The organism is Streptomyces sp. RLB3-17, from assembly GCF_007113425.2.
GTDB lineage: Bacteria > Actinomycetota > Actinomycetes > Streptomycetales > Streptomycetaceae > Streptomyces > Streptomyces mirabilis_D.
This window is the reverse complement of the sequence record NZ_CP041610.2, coordinates 1,297,078-1,318,045: the sequence shown is the minus strand read 5'-3', so window position 1 is coordinate 1,318,045 and position 20,968 is coordinate 1,297,078. Positions and strand designations below refer to the sequence as shown.

Genomic DNA, 20,968 nt, shown 5'->3' with positions numbered 1-20,968 from the left:
AGTCCGCGTCGGACCCAGTTCGGGAGGGGTGCTTGGGTGGCTCTTAACTGTCGAGATCCTGCTGGGCTGCGGTGATGAAGGCGTTCCGGTGCTTGACGTAGTCGGTCTGGGTGCAGGTGTGGTCCGCGGTGGCGGGAGCTATCTCCGTGACGTATTTGGTGAGGCCTTCGGTCGGTCCGTGCAGGGCCTTGCTCGCAACGAGAAGAACGCGCGACTCCTGGGTGAGAACCTCGACGAAGGCGGCGTTGACCTTGTCCTGGCTCTGGCCGAGCGTGCTGCAGGTCTGGCCGGCGGAACGGATGAAGTCGGCATAGGCGGCCCGGCGCTGGTCCTGGATCTGGGCCGAGCGCTGACGGTCGAGCGTCTCCTGGATGCCCTTGTTGGCCCAGGAGCCGGCCAGGGCAGCGGCTCCGACGGTGCTGGCCAGGCTGATCACGGCAAGAATGAAGAGGAAAGGGCGGTCTCTCCGTGCTGGTGCTGGTGCTGGTGCTGGTGTGGGTGCTGGAGGCGTGGGCGGCTGTCCTGGAGTTGACACGAAACGTCCCTTCGAGGTCGAGGGAAGGCGTGGCTCTTGGAGCGCAACGTTCCGCGTGTGTTTATGGGTTGCGGGGAGGCTGCGCGGGTCCCGGGTAGGGTGCGGGTCGGTGTCGTGCGTTTTCCACGGACAGGGCCCAGAAGCGGAGAGTCAGCGCGGCCAGCCCGATGAGCGTCATCAGGACCACCTGGTAGACAAGGTCGGTCCCCGGGTAGTTCTTCGTCAGGGCACTGCCGAGCAAGCCCATTCCCGCGTATGCCATCGCCGCCAACGCCAGGTAGAAGGCCAGGCGAATCGACTTGGGTGCGGATCCTCTGAAGTGACGGTCGGGATCAAGCGGTGAGGCTGTAGTTCCGCTGGTCAGGGCTGGGGTAGAGACGTTGATGTTCGCGGGCCGAGTGGAAGTTCCAGTAGTCCTCGAAGTCGTTGTTCGTGATCAGTGCGCGGAGTTGGAGGACGGCTTCGGCGCCGTTGAGTCCCCAGCGGGCGCCGGTGATGTCGAGGCGGTCGGCGATCAGGTGGCGGCAGGCGCCTTCGACGGCGCCGGTGGCGATCGGCCAGCCGGCTGTGAGGGCGGTGTCGTAGTGGAGCTGGTCGAGGTGGCCGGTGAGGTAGCGGTGGCAGGTGGTGACTGCGTCGCGGCGGGCGGCGGGAAGCTGTTCGGCTGCGGCCTGCGCGGTCATCTCGGTCGCGGCGCGGTCGGCGTGTCCGGCGAGGATCGCGGTGAGTTTGTCCGCGGCCCAGGTTTCGGCCTCGCGGCTGCCGGGTGGATGAAAGGCGTGCGCGGCCGTCCAGCAGTATTCGGCGACGTGCACGAAGTCGAGCAGGACGTTCAGACGGATGCCGCGGCGGGCGGCTTCGGTGTGGATCAGGTCGAGTTGGTGGCGGGCGCCGTCGACGAGCACGATCCAGTCCCGCAGATGCTGCGGGTCGCGGGCCTCGGCCTGGGCGAAGGCGTCGGAGACGACCTGTTCCGGAGGGCGGATCACCGAGGCGGTGCACCATTTCCGCTCTGCTTTCGGACCTGGCCTCGGCTGCCGGGTCTCGCTGCGGCCGCCGGGTGGATGGACGATGTCGTGTGGCCGACGCGGGGCGGGCGCGGTGTCGAAGACGCAGGCCACCGTCGCCATGCGCTTGCGGTTGGGTTTCTCACCCGGGGCCAAGCGCCCGCGCCGCCCGGCCGCCGCGCTTTGGGCCGCGGCCCGGCGGGTGGCCTCGCGCAGTGCTTCGGGGCGCATCACCACGCCTTTGCCGTCAACCTGGATGACCAGCGGCATCTCGCGGGTGCACGGGGTGGGGATCTTCACCGTGTAGTAGGCGGCGATGTCGACGGCCGCGGCGACCACCAGTTCTTCGAGGCGGCGCTTGCCGAGCACTCTTCCGCACCGTCGCTCGATCGCAGCGGCGGCCTGGTCGAACGAGCCGCGGACCGCTTCCAGGACCGCGAGCCGGGCCAGACCGCGGGAGTGCCGGCCGGCGGGCAGCGACAGGTCCGCATCCGCCGGGTGCACGTTGGACACGCCGCGGCCGCGATAAGCGATCCTGGTCACCCGCACCGGCCCGAACACGCAGGTCAGCCAGCGACGATGGCCCTTCTCCCGCCAGGTCCGCTCCTGTCCTTCCGGCCCACGCACCACCGGCTGCCCTCCGCCCGTGCGCACCGCGTCCTCTTCGTTCCTCGCCCGCATATCGAGGTGATCCTGTATCAACTGCCGCAACAGCTCGCGTCCCTGCCGCTCAAGCAGCAGCTCCAGCTCGTCGTGGGCCATACTCCGCGCCGGGGCACCGGCCAGCGTCGAGACGAGGCATTCGAAGGCATCACGGGAGGCGACGTACGGATCAGGCTCGGATAAGGCGTCGTACTGTTCCATCTGGGGCTCTTCTTCTGCTCTTCTGCGATTCGTTTGGTTGGCACCTTCGAATCTACGGAGAAGAGCCCCTTGGTCACTGGGAGTTGACCCGGTCGGCGTCCGGCCCATGGCGGGCGAGGGTAAACCGTCCCGGCGCGTCCTCGTCCAGCCAGCCCCGCTCCACCAGACGCTTCAGCTTCCCCCGTGTCCCCTCGATCTTTGCTGTCGTGGCCTCCAGCCCGATCCGCGGCACGATCTGCTTGGCCTGCAGTGGACCTGGAGCATCAGCGACAATCTCCACGATGTCCCGGTACACGTCCGGCAACACCTGAGCGACCAGGCCCTCCCGCCACGGCGGCACCGCCATCACCCCGATGCCGTGAGGTGCCGACGTCTCCTCGGACTCCGGCACATCGTGCGCCGGCCCGTCCGGCGCTGCCTCCGCGGCCGACAAGTCCGCCAGCACCTGCGCGACGGTCTCCCGCGTGATCTCCAACCGCGACAGATCCTCCCGGGCCCTCTCCAACCGGACGGCCAACTCCGCCGCTTCAGCCTGGAGTTCCTCCACCCGCTGTCGAGCCGCGGCCTCCCGCGCCTGAAGCTCTTCCGGCAACGACACCATGGCGCCCCACCTCCACCCCGCCACGGTAGAAGCACGACGGCACCGACCACACCCCAATCAGCGTCTTCCCAGCTCAGCTATCCCTCGAAAGGAACTACACCCAATCGACTTCGCGGCGCGTCGATGAAAGCGGTAGAGCAGCAGGACACGGCTCGGTGAGGCACTTGGCGGATCCGTGTCGAGGTGACTCCTGCCGGCTTCGCTCGCCAGGGTCGCCGCTTGGTCTATCCAGCCCCGGGCTGTCGCCTCGGCGTCCTGGAGTGTCTGGGGTGTGGTGGAGAGCAATTGCTGAGCCTGCCACCACTCGACGGTGAAGGCGATCTGCCGGCTTGCGTCCTCGAAGGCAAGACGCCGACTGGCTGTGAGGGAGTTGCGAGCCTGGCGATTCTCCAGGAGAACGCTGACCGTTCCGGCGATCGCGGTCACGACGGGGACCAGCAGTGCGACGACGAGTGCGACTATGTTGTTCGAATTCATGATCGGAAACAGCTCCCCCCAGCTGTCAGACCCGGTGGGGTCAGCATGACAGTCGCTGGGGCAACAAGACGGTGTTTCGAGCATCTGTTGGCCGGGACCAACTCGCCGTGCAGAGGTATCCGGCACGTTTGGATGCTCAACTTTGCTTGCCGTGTGGACGTGCCGACCGTCGCGCGCAGGAGTTCCGCGGCGGTCTGTTCTCGTGTTCAGAGCCAGGGCTCTTCGCTTCGGCTCGTCGCTTCGGGCGGATCCGCCCGAAGCGACGACCGGGCCAGGTACCGCCCACCGTACGGTGGGCCTATGGGCAGCGACGGGGTGCCCGGCTGCGTCTGGTCGTCGTCGCGGTCGACGGCGACGGCCCGCGGTTGTGCCGGAAGTGCGGCGGACCGAAGACGCCGTCGGCGAAGTCGACGGCAGTGTTCTGTGAGGACGCGTGTGCTTCGAGGCACTGGCGGCGGATGCGTCGGGTGCAAGTCGGCTCGCCTGACGTACGTGCTGTACCGCCGCGTGACTCGGGTACGCACATGCCTGAGGGGCCAGCACATCGTGCCAGCCCCTCAGGCATCAGTAGCGGGGACAGGATTTGAACCTGCGACCTCTGGGTTATGAGCCCAGCGAGCTACCGAGCTGCTCCACCCCGCGTCGGATTCCTCCACCCTACGCGATCCCTCCCGGCCCCGAGACCATGATTGCCTGACTGCCGCGAGGTGCCGGCGATCGAGGCTGCCCCTTCCTCATCCGGTACTTGGCTGCTGGCGTCTGGGTCACCGAGGATCTGCCACTGCCTTGGGTCATCAAGGCGGCACAAGGCGGCCCGGACGGTTTCCGCGGCCCGGCGCGCACGCCCCCGTCCCCATAGCCCGGGGACGATTCAGCCGTCGTCGCCATCGCGCGTGAGCGAGTTCAAGACGTCTGCTGCCGGACTGGGCGACGACCCGGTCTGCTCTTGCACCCGACTGCGTTCCGGAGCCGGGCGAGACGGCTAAAATCGGCCACTCTCGTGAGATGTCGGCGGCATCCCCGCAACGCTCACTGACTGAGGTATTCCGGACTGTCTCGGGCTCCTGAAGATCGCCGTCGACACGCGACGAGCCCCGGTTCCTCACCCCGCAAGAGCTTCTGCAGATCGCGCAGGCCCTCCCGGGCGACCCGGGCTGTCGCGACCTGGGGATCCTCGACGCCGTCTGCGCCCGGGTCAAGGCCCACTACATGGGCCGCGACGTGTACGCGAGCGACTGGCTGAAGGCCGCGGCCATGCTCGAGACCGTCGCTCTGCACGACCCCCTGGACGCGAAGAACGAGTTCTTCGCCTGGCTGGTCGCTGAGACGTTCCTCAACACCAACGGCCAGACTCTGCACTACGAGCCCGAAGAAGCCCTCGCGCTCGTCATGCGCGCCAAGCACAAGGGCGCCCGCGTTCAGGAGATCGCCGCGCAGCTGCGTGCCTGGGCCACCGGCTGACGTTCCCGGCCTGCGAAGGCCGGCCCCTATCCGTCTTCGGCGGGTACCTCGAAGGTGATGGTCTGCTCGTTGGCCGCCTTCTCCTCAGCTTGTGGTTTATCCTCCGGCTTCGCGCATGTTTCACACGTGAGTGGGGTTTGCCCAGATCAGGGCACGTAGGAACGGCCTTCCGCTGATGCTGTGCTCCGTCACAGATACACCGCTCAGCAGGAAGACCGTGAGTATGAGCCTGTCGTGTGTGAGGGTCCCGCAGGATGCGATCGCGCAACTGTCATGCTTCCGGGCGGACTTCTACGACTCCTTGACCAGTCGTGCGGATGCGCTGTTCGAGCTGACGGACGCTCTGCTGTGCGCGGACGGGCCGGTGAAGACGCTGGTCGGACTGGCTCTTGAGCCCGAGCACCGGCGCGGGCACGGCGCGTTGTACAGCGGTCTCAACCGGGGCCGAATCGAGGTCGCCCGGTTGCGGCGGGTCCTGGCCTCGATGCCGCTGCCTCGGTCAGCCGACGGCCGTCTGGTCCTGGCCGTGGACGTCTCACCGTGGCTGCGGCCCGACGCCGCCACCAGCGACGCCCGCTCCTTCTGTCACACCTACGGCCGCGGCGAGAACAAGCACCTGATGATCCCGGGCTGGCCCGTCTCCTGGATCGTCGCCCTGGAGACGGGCCGCTCCTCCTGGACCGCGCCCCTGGACGCCGTACGGCTGCGGCCGGGCGACGACCTCGCGGCCGTGACCGCCGCCCAAGTGAGGGACCTGGTCAGGCGTCTGGTCGAGGCGGGCCAGTGGAACGTGGGCGACCCGCTCATCTGGATCGTGCTCGACGCCGGCTACGACGTGATGCGTCTGGCCTGGCTTCTGTCCGACCTGCCCGTCGAACTCCTCGGGCGCCTGCGCTCGGACCGGGTCATGCGCCGTCCGGCGCCCTCCCGCGAGGAGTACTACCGGGCCCATCCCCGCGGCGGCCACCCGCCCCGGCACGGCGGCGAGTTCATCTTCAAGGACCCCAGGACCTGGGACACCCCCGACGCGGAGACGAAGACCCTCACCACCCGCTACGGCACCGCCCACGCCCAGAGCTGGTACCGGCTCCACCCTGAACTGCAACAACGTGCCGCCTGGCGGAACCACCCCGGCAGGCTCCCTGTCATCGAGGGCACCGTCATCCGCCTTCAAGTCGACCACCTGCCCAACGGCGGTGACCCCAAGCCCCTGTGGCTTTGGTGGTCACAGCCCACAGCCACCCCGGCGGAGACCGACCAGGTCTGGCAGGCGTTCCTCAGACGATTCGACATCGAGCACTTCTTCAGAATGATCAAACAGACCCTCGGCTGGACCGCCCCGAAACTGCGCGACCCCGAGGCGGCGGACAACTGGACCTGGCTGATCATCGCCGCTTACACCCAGCTCCGCCTCGCCCGCCCCCTGGCCATCGACCTACGCCGCCCCTGGGAACGCCCCGTCCCTTCGAACAGGCTCACCCCCGCACGGGTCCGGCGCGGGTTCCGACACCTGCGTGCCAAGATCCCGACGCCGGCCGCAGTGCCGAAACCCTCCCGGCCCGGCCCCGGACGCCCACCCGGCTCGAAGAACCGCCACCCCGCCGAACGCTACGACGTCGGCCTGCTCCTCGTCACCGGCGAACTCCACCGCCGACCCACACATCACAAAATCGGCACCAAACCACGCCGCACTGGATAAACCACAAGCTCAGAAGCTGTGTCACATCCTCTTTCTGCAGCTCATGGCATTGTGAGACGTGATCATAATCCGGTCTGCCGTTCGGCTGGTCGTCGATGGACGGGCGACCGAACGGCAGTAACGGATGCCGCACCCACGGCACAACCGGGGCCCGGCATCGTCGTCCGTGACCACGACCAGCCTCGGCCGGGGCACCGCGCCCCTGCCCATGCAGGCCACCGTACGACCGACGTCGTCGCCGAGGGCAAGGCCGTCGCCCAAGACACCGGCTTCAGGCACCTCGAACGAGTTCCGGCACCTGAAACCTGCGCAGGTCAGCGCCTCATCTCAGGCTCAGCGGTTCGGGCGCCGCCGGGCGACGAGGGCAGCGATGTCGTCGTGGAGCTCGCCGCCGCTGTAGGTGATCAGGTCGCGGTGGAGATGGTCGAGGAGTTGGTGGGGCGCCTCGCCGCTCCATGAGCGGATGCGTTCGGCGAGGGGGTAGAAGGTGCCGGAGCGGTCGCGTGTCTCAGTGACTCCGTCGGTGTACAGCAGGAGCTGGTCTCCGGGGTGGAAGGGGGCGAGGTCGACGTGGTACCCGTCGCTCATCAGCATGCCCAGGTTGAGCGGCGGCGAGGGAGCGGCGGGCTGCAGTTCCCGGACCTCGCCGCGGTGCAGCAGTAGCGGGGGCGGGTGGCCGCAGGTGACGGTCCGGACGACCGGTTCGTCGTCCGGGATCTCGGCGAGGAGCGCAGTGATGAAGCGTTCAGCGATCTCCGAGCCCGGGACCCCCGGGTACTGGGACGCGTGGCGGCTCATGCTCGTCTCCAGGCGGCACGCGAGGTGGGGCAGGTCGGGCGCGTCGTGGGCGGCCTCGCGGAAGGCGCTGAGCAGCGTCGCGGCCGTCCGCACCGCGAGCAGGCCCTTGCCGCGTACGTCGCCGATGAGCAGCCGTACGCCGTGCGGGGTGCGTATCGCCTCGTACAGGTCGCCGCCGATCCGGGCTTCCGCCGCGGCGGCCAGGTAGAGGCTCTCGAGCGTGACGTGCCCGAGGTGTCTCGGTACCGGATGCAGCACCGCCAGCTGGGCGGTCTCGGCCACCGAGCGGACCTGAACCAGCTGATGGGCACGTCGGCCCAGCAGACGGTTGAAGAAGACGGCGAATGCCGCAATCGCCACGAGGGTGGCCAGCTCAGAGTAGGCGGTCGCATCCCGCAGCCCATTGAAGTCCACCATCAGGCAGACAAAGATGGCGCACGCGCCCACTCCGGTGAGCACGGTCCCCCGCAGGGACAGCAGCGCGGCGGCAGAAACCATGGCCGTGGCGAGGAAGGCATCCGGCCTCACATCGCGGGGTGTGAAGAGGCCGAAGAGCAGGCCGCCGAACAGCAGCAGAGCAGGCAGCACGGGCAGCAACCTGTCCCGCGCACCGGCGCTGTGCGGGACTCCGCGTTCCTGAGGAGACCTCGCCACCGTGCCGCTCCCTCGCACAGGTCGAGCGGCAGCCTGGGCCCGGAAGCCAAGCCACCGATTTGGGTAATTTTATCGCCCTTCGCCCGTAGCCACGAACAACCCGGTGACCTGGTGGTGACGCGCAGGCGTCACCAGGTCACCGTGCCGTTCGGCGACGAGATCGATGGAGAAGGTATGCAGAAGGTCACCGGGGTTCATCTCTGGTGAGCTCCGTTTCCCTGCCGCCCATGATGGCCGTGATCGCTCTCCTAGCCAGTTGAGCAGCCTCTCGCAGCCGCCTGAAGATCCTTCCATTGCCGTTCGGGCGCCTGCCCATCGATGCCCAACCCAACGTCAAGCGGGATCACTGCCGCGCGTCACGACCCCGTGACCTGCGAAAAGAGGATGTGACACAGCTTCTGAGCTTGACTCTGTCGGTGATCTTGGAGTGCCGAGGTTAGCTGCCCAGGGTTCGCCAGGACTTCAGCCGGCGTATCTCACGCTGGTCGAGGTAGTTCTGAAGGGCGGTTGGCCGGCGGGGCGTGGGTGTTTCTTCGGTCGGTGGCAGTTCGCTGAGGCGCTCGATGTTGACTGCGATGGCCGTCAGGACGTGCTGGATGTGGGCCTTTCCCTGGCCTCTGTAACGGCAGCGTCGCATGCCATGTCCGTGGGCGAACTCGTTGACCGTGCCCTCCACTCCGGAGCGGACCGCATATCGAGTCTTCCACTCGAGTGTCTGTTGCTCGGCGCGGACGCGGAGTTGCAGGTCGCGGGGCTCTCGCGGGGGAAAGCCCACGGTGCGGGCGCTGTCGGCGGTGCTGGTGCACTGGGTGCGGGCCGGGCAGGGGCGGCACTGGCTCTTGGCGAACCTAGCCACGATCAGCGGGGCCGCGGTGGGAGAGGAGGTCGGGTAGGGGCCGTGCCAACCCCCTGTCCCTGGAGGCAGGTGACCTGCTGACGGTCGTAGTCGATGTGGAAGTCGTCCCGGGCGAAGCCCTCGTTCCGGCGGTGCTGACGGGTGGGGTCGCTCCGGAGCGGTCCGGAGACGGTGACCTGGTGTTCACGGGTGGCTTGTTCCAGGTGGGGCAGGGAGGTGTAGCCGGCGTCGACCAGGTGCTCGGCGGGCAGCAGTCCGCGGCGGGCGAGGCGGGTGTGGATGCCGGGCAGGACCTGGCTGTCGTGGGTGGTGGCCGCGGTGGTGGCCACGTCCGTGATCACGTTGGGGCCGTCGGGAGCACAGGTCTCGGTCAGGTGAGCGGAGAACCCCTTCCAGCTGATGATGTGTCCGTGCCGTGCATAGCGGGCCGAGGTGTCGTAGGGGGAGACGACCGCCAGGGACGAGGGCGGCAGCCCGGGGTCGCCTTCCGTCTCGGCGGTGCGCCAGCGCAGGTGTCCTGCGCCGTCATGGTGATAGTTCTGCACCATGATCTGCCGCAGGGCCTGGATGCGAGGGCCGAACGTGTGGTCTGTCCCGTGCCGGTAGAGGTGTTCCAGGACCCGGACGGCGTCGTTTCCCGTGGCGAGGATCCTGGTCTTGGGCCGGGTGGGGTTCTTGCCCAGGCGGACCGGTCGGCCGTAGCGGAGCCCCCAGTCCTCATCGACCAACTCGTCGAGCAGGTGAGGAGATGTGCCGGCGACTTCTTCGAGTGCGGCGCGGACGGCCTCGGTGATCAGCTCCAGGCGGGTCAGGTCGCGCACCGCGGCCAGAACGTGGGTGGAGTCGGTGCGCTAAGTGGTGCGCTCGCGCACCAGTCCGGCCTCCTTGAGACGAGCCAGCGCGAGGTCCAGGAGACGGTCGGCACGGTCGCCTTCAGCGAGACGGTCGCGGAAGTCGGCCAGCACGCTGTGATGGAAGCCGGGATCGTCCAGCTCCATGGCCATCGCGTACTTGAAGTCGATGCGGCAGCGGACCGCCTCGGCCGCCTGCCGGTCCGACAGACCCAGCAGGAACTGCAGCACACAGACGGTGGCCAGTTGAGCAGGCGAGAGACCCGGCCGCCCGTCCCGCGGGTACCAGTCGGCGAAGTCCTCGTCGCACCACAGCCCGTCCAGCCGGTCACGCACCCATATCGCCGTCGTACCACCCGGGTTGCTCGCCCGCGCAACCTGCACGGTCAGAGACGGGACTTGCTCACCGGAACGGGGGCGAAGGGACAACAGACACCTCGACAACTGCATCGGTCGGCGGAACGACCCGAGCATGCCCGCCGATCATGCTGCCGCACCGGCAAACTCCAAGATCACCGACAGAGTCAAGCTCAGCGGCGAAGACGGACTCGGCGAGGTTTTCCCGGTAGGGGCGGCCGAGGGCCGCGTTGATGACGCTCCTTGAAAATCCCCACCCCCTGCTCGGGGGTGACCCCATACCTGCTCCACGCGTCTCCCCACTCATACGGCATCTGACCTGGGACGGGACGTCACTCAACTACCACCGCAGGGATTGGCGGAGCCTTGTCGCCGCCTCGACCGACGATCTAGCAAGCTCTAAGAAATAATCTTAGGCAGCTAGGAATGATTCTTAGATTCCTGTAAGGTTGCATGTATGAACCCACTCGAGGATGACCTGAAGCAGGTGAGGGTTGAGCTGGCTGCCGCCGAGCTCGAATCTCAGCGGCTCGAAGCTCAAATCGCGGCCCTGCGGGCCAAGGAAGCGACGCTGGAGGGGCTGATCGTCAAGGCCCCGGAGCTGAACGTCCAGGGGATGACGAAGGCGGAAGCCATCGTTGCTGCCCTCGCCCAGTCCTCAGAACCCATGACGCTGGGGCAGATCGCGGACACCGTGACTGCGGCGGGTTCGGTCCTGAAGCCAGACGGCGCCTCCGTGTATCTCGATGGGCTCCTGAAGATGGGGAAGGTTGTGCGAGTAAAACGCGGCCTCTATCGAGCCGCATAGTCGCCGTTGCTGAGGATGCGCCCCTTCCGCAATCAACAGGAAGCTGGCCCATCCTGGGACGAGTGGCGCCATGCGAGACCTTCTCGTCGCCGACCTGGGGCGGGCCAGCAGAATGCTGGACTTCTCCGAGCAGTTCGTCCCCAGAATCAAGTGAGTGGAGCATGACAGTGGCGCATGATGCATATGTGCGGCAGCTGATCGCACGGGCGAAGGACGGCACCATCCCGCCGCAGGAGGTGAAACAGATCGCTCAAGCCGTCACCGAGTGCCGGGCCGGCCGGGAGCTCTACCAGCGGCTGTATGCGGTGGCCCGTGCGGGCGGTCCGGCATACGAGCCGCTGATCGCCGCGTATCTGATCTACCCCGAGGATCCCGAGGTCTCGGCACTCGCCGTGCAGGTGCTCACCGCGCACTGGAGAGTGGGAGCGAAGTACAGGAAGCAGATCCTCGAGTTGCTGGGATCCCCCGAGTGGGACCTGGATGACGACGTGTTCATGGCCGCGGTCTCGGGGGCTGGGTGGATCCTGCACGACGGGTTCGACGCCGAACTCCTCCGCGCCCTGCTGAAGCTCGCCGAGGAAGGCCGCGGTGAGTACAACGACGATCTTATGCAGGGTCTCGCGGTGGAGGCGACCGCCCGCGCGCTGGGCGCCAGCCACGCCGAGTTGACCAGACTGCCCGAGGGAGTCACCCGTGCGGAGTGGTCGCAGGGCTTGCTGAGGGCCGCACGTGACCGACTGCACGAGGCGGCGCGTCAGCCCTGAATCCGCTGACACCCAAGCAGGCCCCGGCCGGACGCCGAAGCCTTCGTCGCAGCGGGCGGCGACGTACGTCAGACCCGGGCCGGACGCCACAGTGGAGGGGGCTGCCCGATGCCACCCAAGTCCAGGAGCGGGGCGAGCAGTCCAGGATGGGCGACCCCACTTCGCAGGGCCGCCGCAGGCGTCCTTGACGGCTCAACCCGGCCCGCACCTCCATTAGCGGGCGCCGGCCGAAGACCGGGCACGACGCTCGCTGAAGCTCCTCACATCTTTGAACAGCGGAGCGAGTGAGGTGAGGAGCATCCCCGGCCGATTTCAAGAATCGCCATCAGCGTAGGTCCTGTCTTTGCCCGCCCGGCGGTCGCTGCCGGTGTACTCCTGGATCAGGGACCGCTGGGCGTCCGTCCATGCCGAGCGGGCCGTCCAGAGGCTGTCGTCCCCCATGACAACGAAAGTGGCGTCCTTGGCCGTGCAGCCGTCCAGCAGCGACAGCACGGCCGGCTGGTCTCGGCCTCCGCAAGCATGCCGGGGTCCCTTTCGACGACGTCAATCTCAGCGAAGGCCTCGAGCAGGGCAGCGGGCACTTGCCCTGTGCCCGATCCAAGGTCGAGGAGGACCGGGTGCTGCTTGGCAGCGACCGTCTGGCTGACGAGACGGACGGCAGCCTCGGGGATGCCGGGCCGGTAGGTGGCGCCAGCGAACTCGCTCATGCTGTTCTCCATGTGGTGGGACGGCAGGCAAGACCGTCCCCGCGGACGCGGGTACGAACACAGCTCCTCAGCGACGGGCTCCCGATCCCCGGACGCGAGCGATGTTCCCGACCTGGAGGAGAACGGTCTATGCGGCTGTGAGCTGGAGGAGTTCCGGAACGCCTTGGGCACGGGCGTAGGGCTGGAAGCGGGGGAGCAGGTCGTCGACGAGCTGTACGCAGCGGGGTGCCCCGATGCGACGGGCCAGCAGTAGGGACTGGGTGGCGGCGGCCGCAGCGGCCTCGGGTTCCTTCAGGTCGAGGTAGCTCGCGGCGCGGTAGGCGAGGAACACGCCGCGGGTCTTGTCCCTAGCTGTGGGCAGCAGGCGTTCGCCTTCGGTGATGAGCTGGTGGGCGCGGGCAGTGTCGCCGAGGTCCAGGAGGGCCTGGCCGGAGTCCACCGCGAGATCCGCTGCGCCCACCCATGCGCACCAGGCGGGCCGTTCGGTGCCAGCGTCGTTGAGGTGTTTCTCGGCCGCGGCGAGGGCGCGCAGCACGGCGCGTCGTTCGCTGCGGTCGCCGCGTGCTGCGAGGGTGCGGGCGAGGCGGAGCTGGAGCAGGCAGCGGGCGGCGGGGTTCTGGGCGCGGGTCAGTGCGTGGCCGAGGATGCTGGCCGCAGTGATGTGATCGCGGCGCCAGGCGGCCTGGTAGGCGAGATCGCCCAGGAGGCCGGCGCCCATGTCATGGTCCCCTGCGGCGTGGGCGTTGTGCAGGCCTGCGACCCAGCTCTGGCTCGCATGTGTGTGGCGGCCCAGGTCGAAGGCGTGCCAGGCGACGGTCTGGGAGAGGGAGGCCGCCAGGGTGTGCAGGCGCAGCCCGAGGGCGGGCGTGTAGCGGCCGTTTTCGAGCAGTTCGGTCACCGTGGCGAGGTGGGCGTCCAGTAGCGCGGGGGTGTGCTGTCGCTGCTCGGTGGACAGGCCGGCGAGGTGTCGGGTGGAGTTCTCTAAGAAGGCGACGAGGTCTTCGCCGATGGGTTTACCGTCGTGGGCTTGGGCGAGCGCGTCTGCGGGGCCGCCCGCCCAGTCCGCGGCCAGGGCGGACAGGGCGGCGCCGGAGATCGTCAGGAAGGTGCGGCGTTCCATCGCTGTTCGCTGGGCCTCTCTCAGGGCGGGCACGGAGCTGTGGGGGCCGAGGGGGACTACCCCGTTGGCGGTGAGCGGCAGCCAGTTCGGCCAGTCGTCGGCGCGGACGATGTCCGCAGGCCAGCCGAGTGCTTCGGCGATGTAGATCTGGGATTCCTCGCTGGGTTGGACGCCGCGCTGCCATTTGCGCACCCGTGCTTCGTCGATGCCTGAACGCAGATTCCGCCGAGCGGCGGAGGCATGGATGCCGGAGACGAACTCCTCCATCGTCTTGCCGGCCGCATGACGCGCCACAACCAACGGGTGACCGGTGGTCTCTTCCACGTCTCCATCCAATCACTCAGCGCACAGGACTGGTGACTCCTTCACGAAGGCGGGACCCCCACGGGACCCCCCTCAACTGGTCGACGAACTCGAACAGTTGAGCCCATTCTCATGATGTCGCAGCACACCGCGGCTGTCCCGCCCGAGGCCGAAAGGGGGGTCCGCCATGACGTACGACCACTGATGTACATCGTGCTCCGCAACCCGTTCCGGTCCCGGCCGCCGACGTCTCGTCGGTGGCCGGGACCGGTCCGCCCCTTCTACCGCGTGAAGGAGACCACCGTGGCCGTGACGCCCACCTGCCCGGTGCGGTACGACCCGCTGGACGAAGCCACCCTCGCCGACCCGTATCCCGTGCTCGCGGCGCTGCGCGCGCAGGCGCCCCTGGTGTGGCACGACACCATGGAAAGCTGGCTGGTCACCGGCTACGACGACTGCGTACGCGTTCTGCGGGACCACGAGGCCTTCGCCCGTGACCCCAGGCGGCTGGGCCGCACGGTGCCGGAGGCCTCGCTGAGCGTGCAGGTCCTCGACCCGCCCCACCAGGCCGCCGTGCGGTCGGCCTTCATGACCTCGCTGCACGCGCAGGACCTGCCCGTGCTGCAGGAACGGACCCGACGCGACATCGCGGCCCGGCTGGAGGTTCTTGCCTCGCAGCCGGCGTGGGACGTGATGCGTGAACTCGCCCAGCCCGTCGCCCTGGACGCCATCGCCGACCTGCTCGGGGTCACCCCGCCGCCCCTGTCCGCATGGGTGCAGGTATCCGACACGATCATGCGGAGCATGGATGGAGGCCTCAACCCCGACCTTGTCGAGCCCGGCCGTCTCGCGCGGGAGAAGCTGAGCGAACTGGTGGCCTCCTGGTTCACCACCACCGGCAGCCCGGCCGGGCTGCTCGGCCACGTCCGTACCCGTACGGCCGACGCCGGCCCGGAGCTCGCACGGTACGTCGTGCACACGGCCCGCGTGATGTTCCAGGGCGGATACAGCACCCTGGCCGCGGCGATCGGCAACGCCGTCGACACGCTGGCCCGCAACCCGCAGGCCCAGCGCGCACTGCGCGAGACGCCGCAGCTGCGGGCCACGGGCGTCGACGAACTGGTCCGCTACGACGGCCCCGTCCAGGGCACCAGCCGTCTCGCCGCCACCGACGTCCTGCTCGGCGGGAGGACGGTGCACCGCGGCGAGAAGGTGACGGTGCTGTTCCAGGCCGCCAACCGCGACCCCGCGCACTTCGAGCACCCGGACCGGCTGGTGCTGGACCGCTCGCCGAACCGGCACCTCGGATACGGCTGGGGCACCCACGCCTGCCTCGGCACCACCCTCGCCCAGCGCGTCCTGGTCGCGCTCCTCGACGCCCTCGCCGACCACCCGGGCCTCCTGCACCCGGCCGGCCCCGCGCGGCGACGACACACCGCCACCATGCGGGCCTTCGACCATCTGCCCGTCACCCTCCAGCCCTGACCCGCCTCGTCACCTTCCCGACCTGGAGCATGCGTTGAGGATCATCATCGCCAACCACATCGACCCCGCCATCCGCGACCGCCATGACCTGCGGGCATGGACGCAGCGCGCCCTGTGGGGTGCGCGCAACGGCGACCTGGTCGTCCTGTGCGCCCCACCGGACCCCCACTTCCTGCGGTACGCGACCGCGCTGACCGGCACCGACCCGAACCGGCTGCACCTGGTCGTGGCGCCGACCGGCGCCTACGGCGGCCGCCTGCTCGACCCCCAGATGCTCACCCACCCCGACACCCTCGACCAGGTGCGCGCGTACCTCGCCAAGCACGGCGGCCCGGACGCGGTGGGGGAGATCTGGGCACTGTGGCCGTCAGCCTCCGTCGCCCGCTTCGCCACCGCCCTCGGCCTGACCGAGAAACTGCCCGGCTGCGACTTCCTTGCCCAGGGCGGCGGCGAACTCGTCAACAACAAGGCCGTGTTCCGCACGCTCGCGGCCGCGGCCGGAGTGCCGGTGGCAGCCGGCACCGTCGTACGCGACCCGGGCGAGGCCGCCGCCGCCACCCTGACCCTGCTGCAGCGCAGCGGGGCAGTGGTCGTGAAACAGGCACACAACGGGGCCGGGGTGGGCAACGAGCTGCTCGTCACCGATCCCACCCTGGCCACCGGCCACGCGGGCGCCCGTCACCTCCACCACCTGGGCCGCACGGACCTTCCCGCGGCGGCCGCCGCGTACTGGCGCGAGCGCTGGACGTGGGCCTCCGCCGACGGCCGGTTCCCCGTCGTCCTGGAGGAGTTCATCCCGGGTGCCTTCACGGTCTACTGCGAGCAGCACCTCACCGAGACCGGCACCCAGCCCACCGAGCGCGGCGAACTGCGCTACACCGACCGGCGCCTCAGCCACGAAAGCGTCCCCCTGCGCGACCTGTCCGCGGCCGTCGAGGAGCAGCTGCTCGACGGGTCCGCCCGCCTCGCCCACACCTACCGGTCCGTTGGCTACCGCGGCCGCATCAGCACCGACGCGATCGTGGGGCCCGACGGACGGCTGCTGTTCACCGAGGTCAACGCCCAGGTCTCCGGCTCGTGGCACATCTACGAGGTCTTCGCCCACCACATCGTGCACGCGAACGAGACCCCCGAGCGCACCGTCACCGAATCCCACATTCCGCCGGAGTGGACCTTGCCCGACGGCTCGACCTTCCACCGCGCGCTCGCCGAGCTCGGTCTCGGCTACGACCCCGCCACCCGCAGCGGCGTGATCGTGTCGATGCCCATCGTCGACCATCCCTCCCTCGGGGCGCAGTTCACGTTCTCCACCGTCCACGCCAGCCCGGCCGACCGCGACGCGATCTGGCACGCCCTCGAAGACCGGTTCACCACCACCTCCTCCACCGCGCGGCGGACTGACTCCAGGAAGGCACTCGCCAGATGACCACCACGACCCCCGCCCGGCCGGCGCCGGCGGCCCCCCTCACCCCGGCCTTCGACGCGGACCGCCTCGCGCACGAACTCTCCGCGGTCACCGGCCATCCTTGGCAGCGCCAGCGCACCCACTACGCCGCCGGACGCATCGGCCCGGACACCCCGACCGACTGGCGCGTGCTGCCGCTGCGCAGCCCCGGCGGCGACCCGACCCGCACCGACCCGGGCGGCCCCGGCCCCGACCACTACGCCGCCACCCGCTGGCTCGACCAGATGCCGTACCTCCGCGAGATCCTTGACGAGATCCCGGCCCCGCTGAACGCCGTACGGCTGCTCGCCCTCGGCCCGGGCGCCGCCTCCCAGCCACACCGCGACCCCAAATACGCGCTTCAGCGAGGCATGGTGCGCCTGCACATCCCGATCGCCACCCACCCCGGCGCGGTCCTCGTCCTGGACGGCACCGAACACCGCTGGCAGCCCGGCACCTTCTGGTACGGCGACTTCTCCCGCGAGCACATGGTCGCCAACACCGGCTCCGTCCGCAGGGTCCACGCGGTCATCGACGCGCTGTTCACCCGGGAACTCGCCACCCTGTTTCCCACCGAGTGGCAGGAGTCGCTCGGCTACGCCGACGTCCTCTTCAACCGGCTGCCCGACCCGGCCCTCCGGCCGAGCCCACCGCTGCCGCGCGCCGTGAACCTGCCAGCCGGGTTCACCGACTTCAGCCAGGACACCCCGCTGGAAGGCCCCACCGTGCCGGTCCGGCTCACCGAGCGCGACGGCGACCTGGTCCTCACCCATGCCGAGCGCGGCTTCGCCCTGGTGCACGTCGTCGACGGCGAGTACCGCTACGCCGGCTGGAGCGAGCAGCGCACGCTCCAGCTCGGCAACGACCACGTCGTGCTCCACGCACGGCACGGCCGTGCCCTGACCAGCCAGCACGTTTCCCTCCCGGCCGCCGACAGCAGCCCGGCCGGCGCCTGACACGACGAATCGAGGACGCAATGCGCACGCTGAACAGCTACGACGACTTCACCCCGCTGAGCGAGATCATCGTGGGGTCCGCGGAGAACTACGTGGGGCACGACCGGGACCTCACCTTCGAGTTGTTCTTCCACGAGGCCATCGGCGGCTACCGCTCCGACTGGGCCTATCCGCGCCTGGCCGCCGGCGGCAGCGAACAGGCCGAGACGTGGAAGATCGGCAAGCGGTACACGGAGGAGCTCCACGAGGACGTCGAGAACCTCGCCGCCACGCTCACCTCGCTCGGCATCACCGTGCACCGGCCGCTGCCGCTGCCCACCGACGCCTTACCGATCGCCGGGCTGGGCTGGCAGGCCGCCCCGACCCCAGCCCTCAACGTGCGGGACAACACCCTCGTCCTCGGCGACGAGATCATCGAGACGCCGCCGGCGGTCCGCTCCCGCTACCTGGAAACCCGGCTCCTCAGCCAGGTCTTCCGCTCCTACTTCGACACCGGAGCCCGCTGGACGACCATGCCCCGCCCCGTCCTGACCGACCGGTCCTTCGACCTCAGCTACGCCCAGTCCGCAGCCACCACCCTGGGCGGACCGACCGAGCCGATCACCGACCCACAGCCCAGCCCATACGACGTGGGCGTGGAGATGATGCTCGACGGGGCGCAGGTGCTGCGCCTGGGCCAGGACCTGATCGTCAACGTCGCGCAAGACAACCACCGGCTCGCGGTCGACTGGCTGAAGCGGCACGTGGAGGGCCGCTTCCGCGTGCACACCGTGTACCGGATGGCCGACAACCACATCGACTCCATGCTCCTGGTCCTCAAGCCCGGAGTGTTCCTCGCCCGGCACGCCGGGCTGCGCGAGATCCTCCCGGATGCCTTCCGGACATGGACGTTCATTGTGCCGCCCGAACCGGAGCCCGGCCAGTTCCCCGTCTACACAGACTCCGAGCTGCTGCTGACCAGCCCGTACATCGACATCAACGTGCTGTCCCTGGACGAGCAGCGGGTGCTGGTCAACGCCGACTGCCTCGGCCTGATCAAGACCCTGGAGAACGAGGGCTTCACCGTGATCCCGGTCCAGCACCGGCACCGCAGGCTCTTCGGCGGCGGATTCCACTGCTTCACCCTCGACACGCACCGCGCGGGCGGCCTGGTGGACTACCGGTGAGCGTGCCGGTCATGCTGCTGGAGGCGGCCGGCCCCGAGTCCGAGGCACTCGCCCGGACCGCGGCCGCCGCCGGCCACCCCGTGCACGCCGTCACGGACGCCGCCACCCTGGCCAGCTACTCCGGCGAGCTGCGCCAGCTCCTCGAGGGCTGCCTCGTCACCGGCTTCACCCGGCCCGGCCAAGCCGTCGCGGACATCACCGGCTACGGGCGCCGGATCGGCGTGAAGGCCCTGCTCACCGTCAACGAGTACCTCACCGAGGTGGCCGCCCGATCGTGCGCGGCCCTCGGCCTGCCGGGCAACGATCCCGAACGCGCCGCCGCCGCACGCAACAAGGCCCTCATGGCAACCGCGTTCGAAGCCGGCCACGTCACCATGCCCCGCACCAAGGCCGTCGCGGACCTGCGTGAGCTGCGGGGCCTGCACGAGGCCGGGGCGGTCGGCTTCCCGTGTGTCGTCAAACCGGCCGACGGCGCCGGATCGGCCGGCGTCACCGTGGTCACCGGTCCCGAAGAGCTCGAGCCGGCCTGGCATGCCGCCCGGACGGCCAGGGTGATGTACGGCATGCTGCGCGATGAGCGCATCCTGGTCCAAGAACACGTCCAGGGACGTGAGTTCAGCGTCGAGTACATCACCCAGCACGACGTCACCACCCATCTGTGCATCACCCGCAAGCACACCACCAGCGGCATCCACCGCGTCGAACTGGGCCACACGCTGCCCGCCCGCCTGCCCGCGGCCGCCGAGCGGGCCCTACTCGAACAGGCCGGACGGGCGATCGCCGCAGTCGGCGTACGCAACGGCGCCACCCACACCGAACTCGTCCTCAGCCCCGACGGCCGGTGCACCGTCCTGGAGATCGGCGCCCGACTCGGCGCCGGGCACATCGGCGTCCTGATGCAGCACGCTCTCGGCATCGACCCGTGGCGCACCGTGTGGGACATCGCCCTCGGCAGGCCGGTCACCATCACACAGGCACCCGGCGGTTACGCCACCGTACGGTTCCTGACCACTCACCATGCGGGACGGCTGGTCGCCGTCACCGGCCTGCCAGCGGTGACCACCACCATCCCCGCCGTACGCGTGCGTGCGGCCGAGGGCTCGGACGTAGGTCCGGCGACGTCCAACCGCGGCCGCCTCGGCCATGTCATCGTCACCGGCCACGATCCGCGCACCGTCGACGAGCGGGCTGACCAGATCCTGCGCCAGATCACCATCACGGTCGCCCCGGGGAGTAGGACATGAGCACACCACCCGCCGGCCGCGCGGCCGACACCGCCGGCCACCAGACCACCAGTGCGTTGGAGTTCGACCGCCTCTTCGGCACCGAGGGAACCGAGGGACATGGCAGCGCCTTCAGCACGATCGCGCGCCTGGTCGACCCGGACCTGCCGCCGGACCTCGACCTGTTCTCCTTCCTCTGCGCCGACCTGCTCCACCACCTCGCCCGCCAACTCGACTTGCGCCCCCGGCAGATCCTGGCCGATCTGGGCTGTGGCCGCGGCGGTCCCGGCCTGTGGCTCGCCGGCCGCGCGCACGCGACCCTGGTCGGCATCGACTTTTCCCCGGTCGCGATCGCCCAGGCCCGCCACCGGGCCGTACCGTTCGCGGCCGATGCGGCCTTCGCCGTGGCCGACCTCGCCCTCCTCCCCCTGACCAGCCAATGCGTCGACGAGGCCCTGTCGCTGGACGCCCTGCAGTACGCCCCCGACCGCGTCGCCGCCGCCCGCCAGGTCCTGCGCATCCTCAAGCCCGGCGGCCGACTGGTCCTCACCGGCTGGCACCCGCACACCCCCGGCGACGAGCGCCTGCCACCGCGCCACCGGCACACCGACAGGACTCGCGTGCTGCACACGGCGGGCTTCACCGACGTGCACTGCACCAGCACCCCGGCCTGGGACGACGCCTACCAGGGGATCTACCGCACCGCGCTGACCCTGCACGCCGAGCCCGGTTCGGCACTCGCCGGACTGCAGGGAGAGGCTCGTCGGCGCCTGCCCACCGCGCACCTGCTGCGCCGCGTTGCCGTCACTGCCGTACGAGACTGAACGGAGGC

Annotated in this window: 20 protein-coding genes and 1 tRNA gene; 10 read left to right on the top strand and 11 right to left on the bottom strand. The window is 69.4% G+C overall.

The annotated features are described in order from the left end of the window. Positions 1-43: 43 nt before the first annotated feature. From FNV62_RS06245 to FNV62_RS06225, 5 genes are all read right to left on the bottom strand, one after another. Entirely contained in the window at positions 44-436 is a 393-nt protein-coding gene (locus FNV62_RS06245) for a hypothetical protein (protein ID WP_143614226.1), read from the bottom strand. 431 nt (positions 437-867) lie between these two features. Next, positions 868-2,406 (bottom strand): ISKra4 family transposase, encoded by a 1,539-nt coding sequence (locus tag FNV62_RS06240; protein WP_143600152.1) that lies wholly within the window; start codon positions 2,404-2,406, stop codon positions 868-870. Between the two features lie 73 nt (positions 2,407-2,479). Beyond that, positions 2,480-3,007 (bottom strand): hypothetical protein, encoded by a 528-nt coding sequence (locus tag FNV62_RS06235; protein ID WP_143600153.1) that lies wholly within the window; start codon positions 3,005-3,007, stop codon positions 2,480-2,482. A 57-nt stretch (positions 3,008-3,064) separates the two neighbouring features. Continuing rightward, positions 3,065-3,484, bottom strand: a complete 420-nt coding sequence (locus FNV62_RS06230) for a hypothetical protein (RefSeq protein ID WP_144314795.1) — start codon at positions 3,482-3,484, stop codon at positions 3,065-3,067. Between the two features lie 568 nt (positions 3,485-4,052). Beyond that, positions 4,053-4,126: transfer RNA gene (locus tag FNV62_RS06225), tRNA-Met, on the bottom strand. Between the two features lie 567 nt (positions 4,127-4,693). Here FNV62_RS06225 and FNV62_RS06220 point away from each other — a divergent pair. Both FNV62_RS06220 and FNV62_RS06215 read left to right on the top strand, forming a co-directional pair. Then, positions 4,694-4,945 carry a hypothetical protein gene (locus FNV62_RS06220; protein WP_143600262.1) on the top strand — a complete coding sequence of 84 codons (252 nt, stop codon included), beginning with the start codon at positions 4,694-4,696 and terminating at the stop codon, positions 4,943-4,945. A gap of 223 nt (positions 4,946-5,168) precedes the next feature. Further along, positions 5,169-6,644, top strand: coding sequence for an NF041680 family putative transposase (locus tag FNV62_RS06215; RefSeq protein WP_143630318.1), 1,476 nt, complete (start codon positions 5,169-5,171; stop codon positions 6,642-6,644). A gap of 333 nt (positions 6,645-6,977) precedes the next feature. Here the strand turns inward: FNV62_RS06215 and FNV62_RS06210 are convergent, their stop codons facing one another. The 4 genes from FNV62_RS06210 to FNV62_RS55405 form a co-directional block, all read right to left on the bottom strand. Beyond that, positions 6,978-8,096 (bottom strand): PP2C family protein-serine/threonine phosphatase, encoded by a 1,119-nt coding sequence (locus tag FNV62_RS06210; RefSeq protein WP_225900167.1) that lies wholly within the window; start codon positions 8,094-8,096, stop codon positions 6,978-6,980. 436 nt (positions 8,097-8,532) lie between these two features. Further along, on the bottom strand, positions 8,533-8,952 hold the full coding sequence (locus FNV62_RS55415; RefSeq protein ID WP_225900166.1) for a transposase: 420 nt from the start codon (positions 8,950-8,952) through the stop codon (positions 8,533-8,535). Positions 8,953-8,954: 2 nt separating this feature from the next. After that, positions 8,955-9,773 (bottom strand): hypothetical protein, encoded by an 819-nt coding sequence (locus FNV62_RS55410; RefSeq protein ID WP_225900165.1) that lies wholly within the window; start codon positions 9,771-9,773, stop codon positions 8,955-8,957. Between the two features lie 30 nt (positions 9,774-9,803). Then, a complete protein-coding gene (locus FNV62_RS55405; RefSeq protein ID WP_225900164.1) occupies positions 9,804-10,187 on the bottom strand; it encodes a transposase in 384 nt (127 codons plus the stop codon). Between the two features lie 430 nt (positions 10,188-10,617). Between FNV62_RS55405 and FNV62_RS06200 the strand changes: the two genes are divergently transcribed. After that, entirely contained in the window at positions 10,618-10,968 is a 351-nt protein-coding gene (locus FNV62_RS06200; protein ID WP_143600260.1) for a hypothetical protein, read from the top strand. A 161-nt stretch (positions 10,969-11,129) separates the two neighbouring features. Continuing rightward, on the top strand, positions 11,130-11,732 hold the full coding sequence (locus tag FNV62_RS06195) for a hypothetical protein (RefSeq protein ID WP_143600259.1): 603 nt from the start codon (positions 11,130-11,132) through the stop codon (positions 11,730-11,732). A 312-nt stretch (positions 11,733-12,044) separates the two neighbouring features. Here the strand turns inward: FNV62_RS06195 and FNV62_RS06190 are convergent, their stop codons facing one another. Together FNV62_RS06190 and FNV62_RS06185 are read right to left on the bottom strand one after the other, a co-directional pair. Beyond that, positions 12,045-12,224 carry a hypothetical protein gene (locus FNV62_RS06190; RefSeq protein WP_143600258.1) on the bottom strand — a complete coding sequence of 60 codons (180 nt, stop codon included), beginning with the start codon at positions 12,222-12,224 and terminating at the stop codon, positions 12,045-12,047. A gap of 342 nt (positions 12,225-12,566) precedes the next feature. Further along, positions 12,567-13,883, bottom strand: coding sequence for an XRE family transcriptional regulator (locus FNV62_RS06185; RefSeq protein ID WP_143607133.1), 1,317 nt, complete (start codon positions 13,881-13,883; stop codon positions 12,567-12,569). 282 nt (positions 13,884-14,165) lie between these two features. Here FNV62_RS06185 and FNV62_RS06180 point away from each other — a divergent pair, with 282 nt between their 5' ends. Genes FNV62_RS06180 through FNV62_RS06155 form a run of 6 tightly spaced genes read left to right on the top strand, consistent with a single transcriptional unit; the run spans position 14,166 to position 20,960 of the window. Beyond that, positions 14,166-15,347, top strand: coding sequence for a cytochrome P450 (locus FNV62_RS06180; protein ID WP_164657610.1), 1,182 nt, complete (start codon positions 14,166-14,168; stop codon positions 15,345-15,347). A 34-nt stretch (positions 15,348-15,381) separates the two neighbouring features. Further along, positions 15,382-16,773, top strand: a complete 1,392-nt coding sequence (locus tag FNV62_RS06175) for a hypothetical protein (protein ID WP_143607131.1) — start codon at positions 15,382-15,384, stop codon at positions 16,771-16,773. Then, a complete protein-coding gene (locus tag FNV62_RS06170; protein ID WP_143607130.1) occupies positions 16,770-17,747 on the top strand; it encodes an aspartyl/asparaginyl beta-hydroxylase domain-containing protein in 978 nt (325 codons plus the stop codon). The genes FNV62_RS06175 and FNV62_RS06170 overlap by 4 nt, the downstream gene beginning before the upstream one ends. A 20-nt stretch (positions 17,748-17,767) precedes the next feature. Further along, complete coding sequence (locus tag FNV62_RS06165; protein WP_143614222.1) at positions 17,768-18,913, top strand: glycine amidinotransferase; 1,146 nt, start codon at positions 17,768-17,770, stop codon at positions 18,911-18,913. After that, positions 18,910-20,157 (top strand): ATP-grasp domain-containing protein, encoded by a 1,248-nt coding sequence (locus FNV62_RS06160; protein WP_143607128.1) that lies wholly within the window; start codon positions 18,910-18,912, stop codon positions 20,155-20,157. Before FNV62_RS06165 ends, FNV62_RS06160 begins: the two co-directional genes overlap by 4 nt. Further along, positions 20,154-20,960 (top strand): class I SAM-dependent methyltransferase, encoded by an 807-nt coding sequence (locus FNV62_RS06155; RefSeq protein WP_143614220.1) that lies wholly within the window; start codon positions 20,154-20,156, stop codon positions 20,958-20,960. Before FNV62_RS06160 ends, FNV62_RS06155 begins: the two co-directional genes overlap by 4 nt. The last annotated feature ends 8 nt before the right edge of the window (positions 20,961-20,968 follow it).

What these genes read in the sequence shown, in the direction of transcription:
- FNV62_RS06235 (WP_143600153.1), bottom strand. Translation starts at nt 3,007, where the DNA reads ATGGTGTCGTTGCCGGAAGAGCTTCAGGCGCGGGAGGCCGCGGCTCGA.
- FNV62_RS06215 (WP_143630318.1), top strand. Translation starts at nt 5,169, where the DNA reads ATGAGCCTGTCGTGTGTGAGGGTCCCGCAGGATGCGATCGCGCAACTG.
- FNV62_RS06165 (WP_143614222.1), top strand. Translation starts at nt 17,768, where the DNA reads ATGCGCACGCTGAACAGCTACGACGACTTCACCCCGCTGAGCGAGATC.
- FNV62_RS06155 (WP_143614220.1), top strand. Translation starts at nt 20,154, where the DNA reads ATGAGCACACCACCCGCCGGCCGCGCGGCCGACACCGCCGGCCACCAG.
- FNV62_RS06170 (WP_143607130.1), top strand. Translation starts at nt 16,770, where the DNA reads ATGACCACCACGACCCCCGCCCGGCCGGCGCCGGCGGCCCCCCTCACC.
- FNV62_RS06195 (WP_143600259.1), top strand. Translation starts at nt 11,130, where the DNA reads ATGACAGTGGCGCATGATGCATATGTGCGGCAGCTGATCGCACGGGCG.
- FNV62_RS06220 (WP_143600262.1), top strand. Translation starts at nt 4,694, where the DNA reads ATGGGCCGCGACGTGTACGCGAGCGACTGGCTGAAGGCCGCGGCCATG.
- FNV62_RS06200 (WP_143600260.1), top strand. Translation starts at nt 10,618, where the DNA reads ATGAACCCACTCGAGGATGACCTGAAGCAGGTGAGGGTTGAGCTGGCT.
- FNV62_RS06230 (WP_144314795.1), bottom strand. Translation starts at nt 3,484, where the DNA reads ATGAATTCGAACAACATAGTCGCACTCGTCGTCGCACTGCTGGTCCCC.
- FNV62_RS06240 (WP_143600152.1), bottom strand. Translation starts at nt 2,406, where the DNA reads ATGGAACAGTACGACGCCTTATCCGAGCCTGATCCGTACGTCGCCTCC.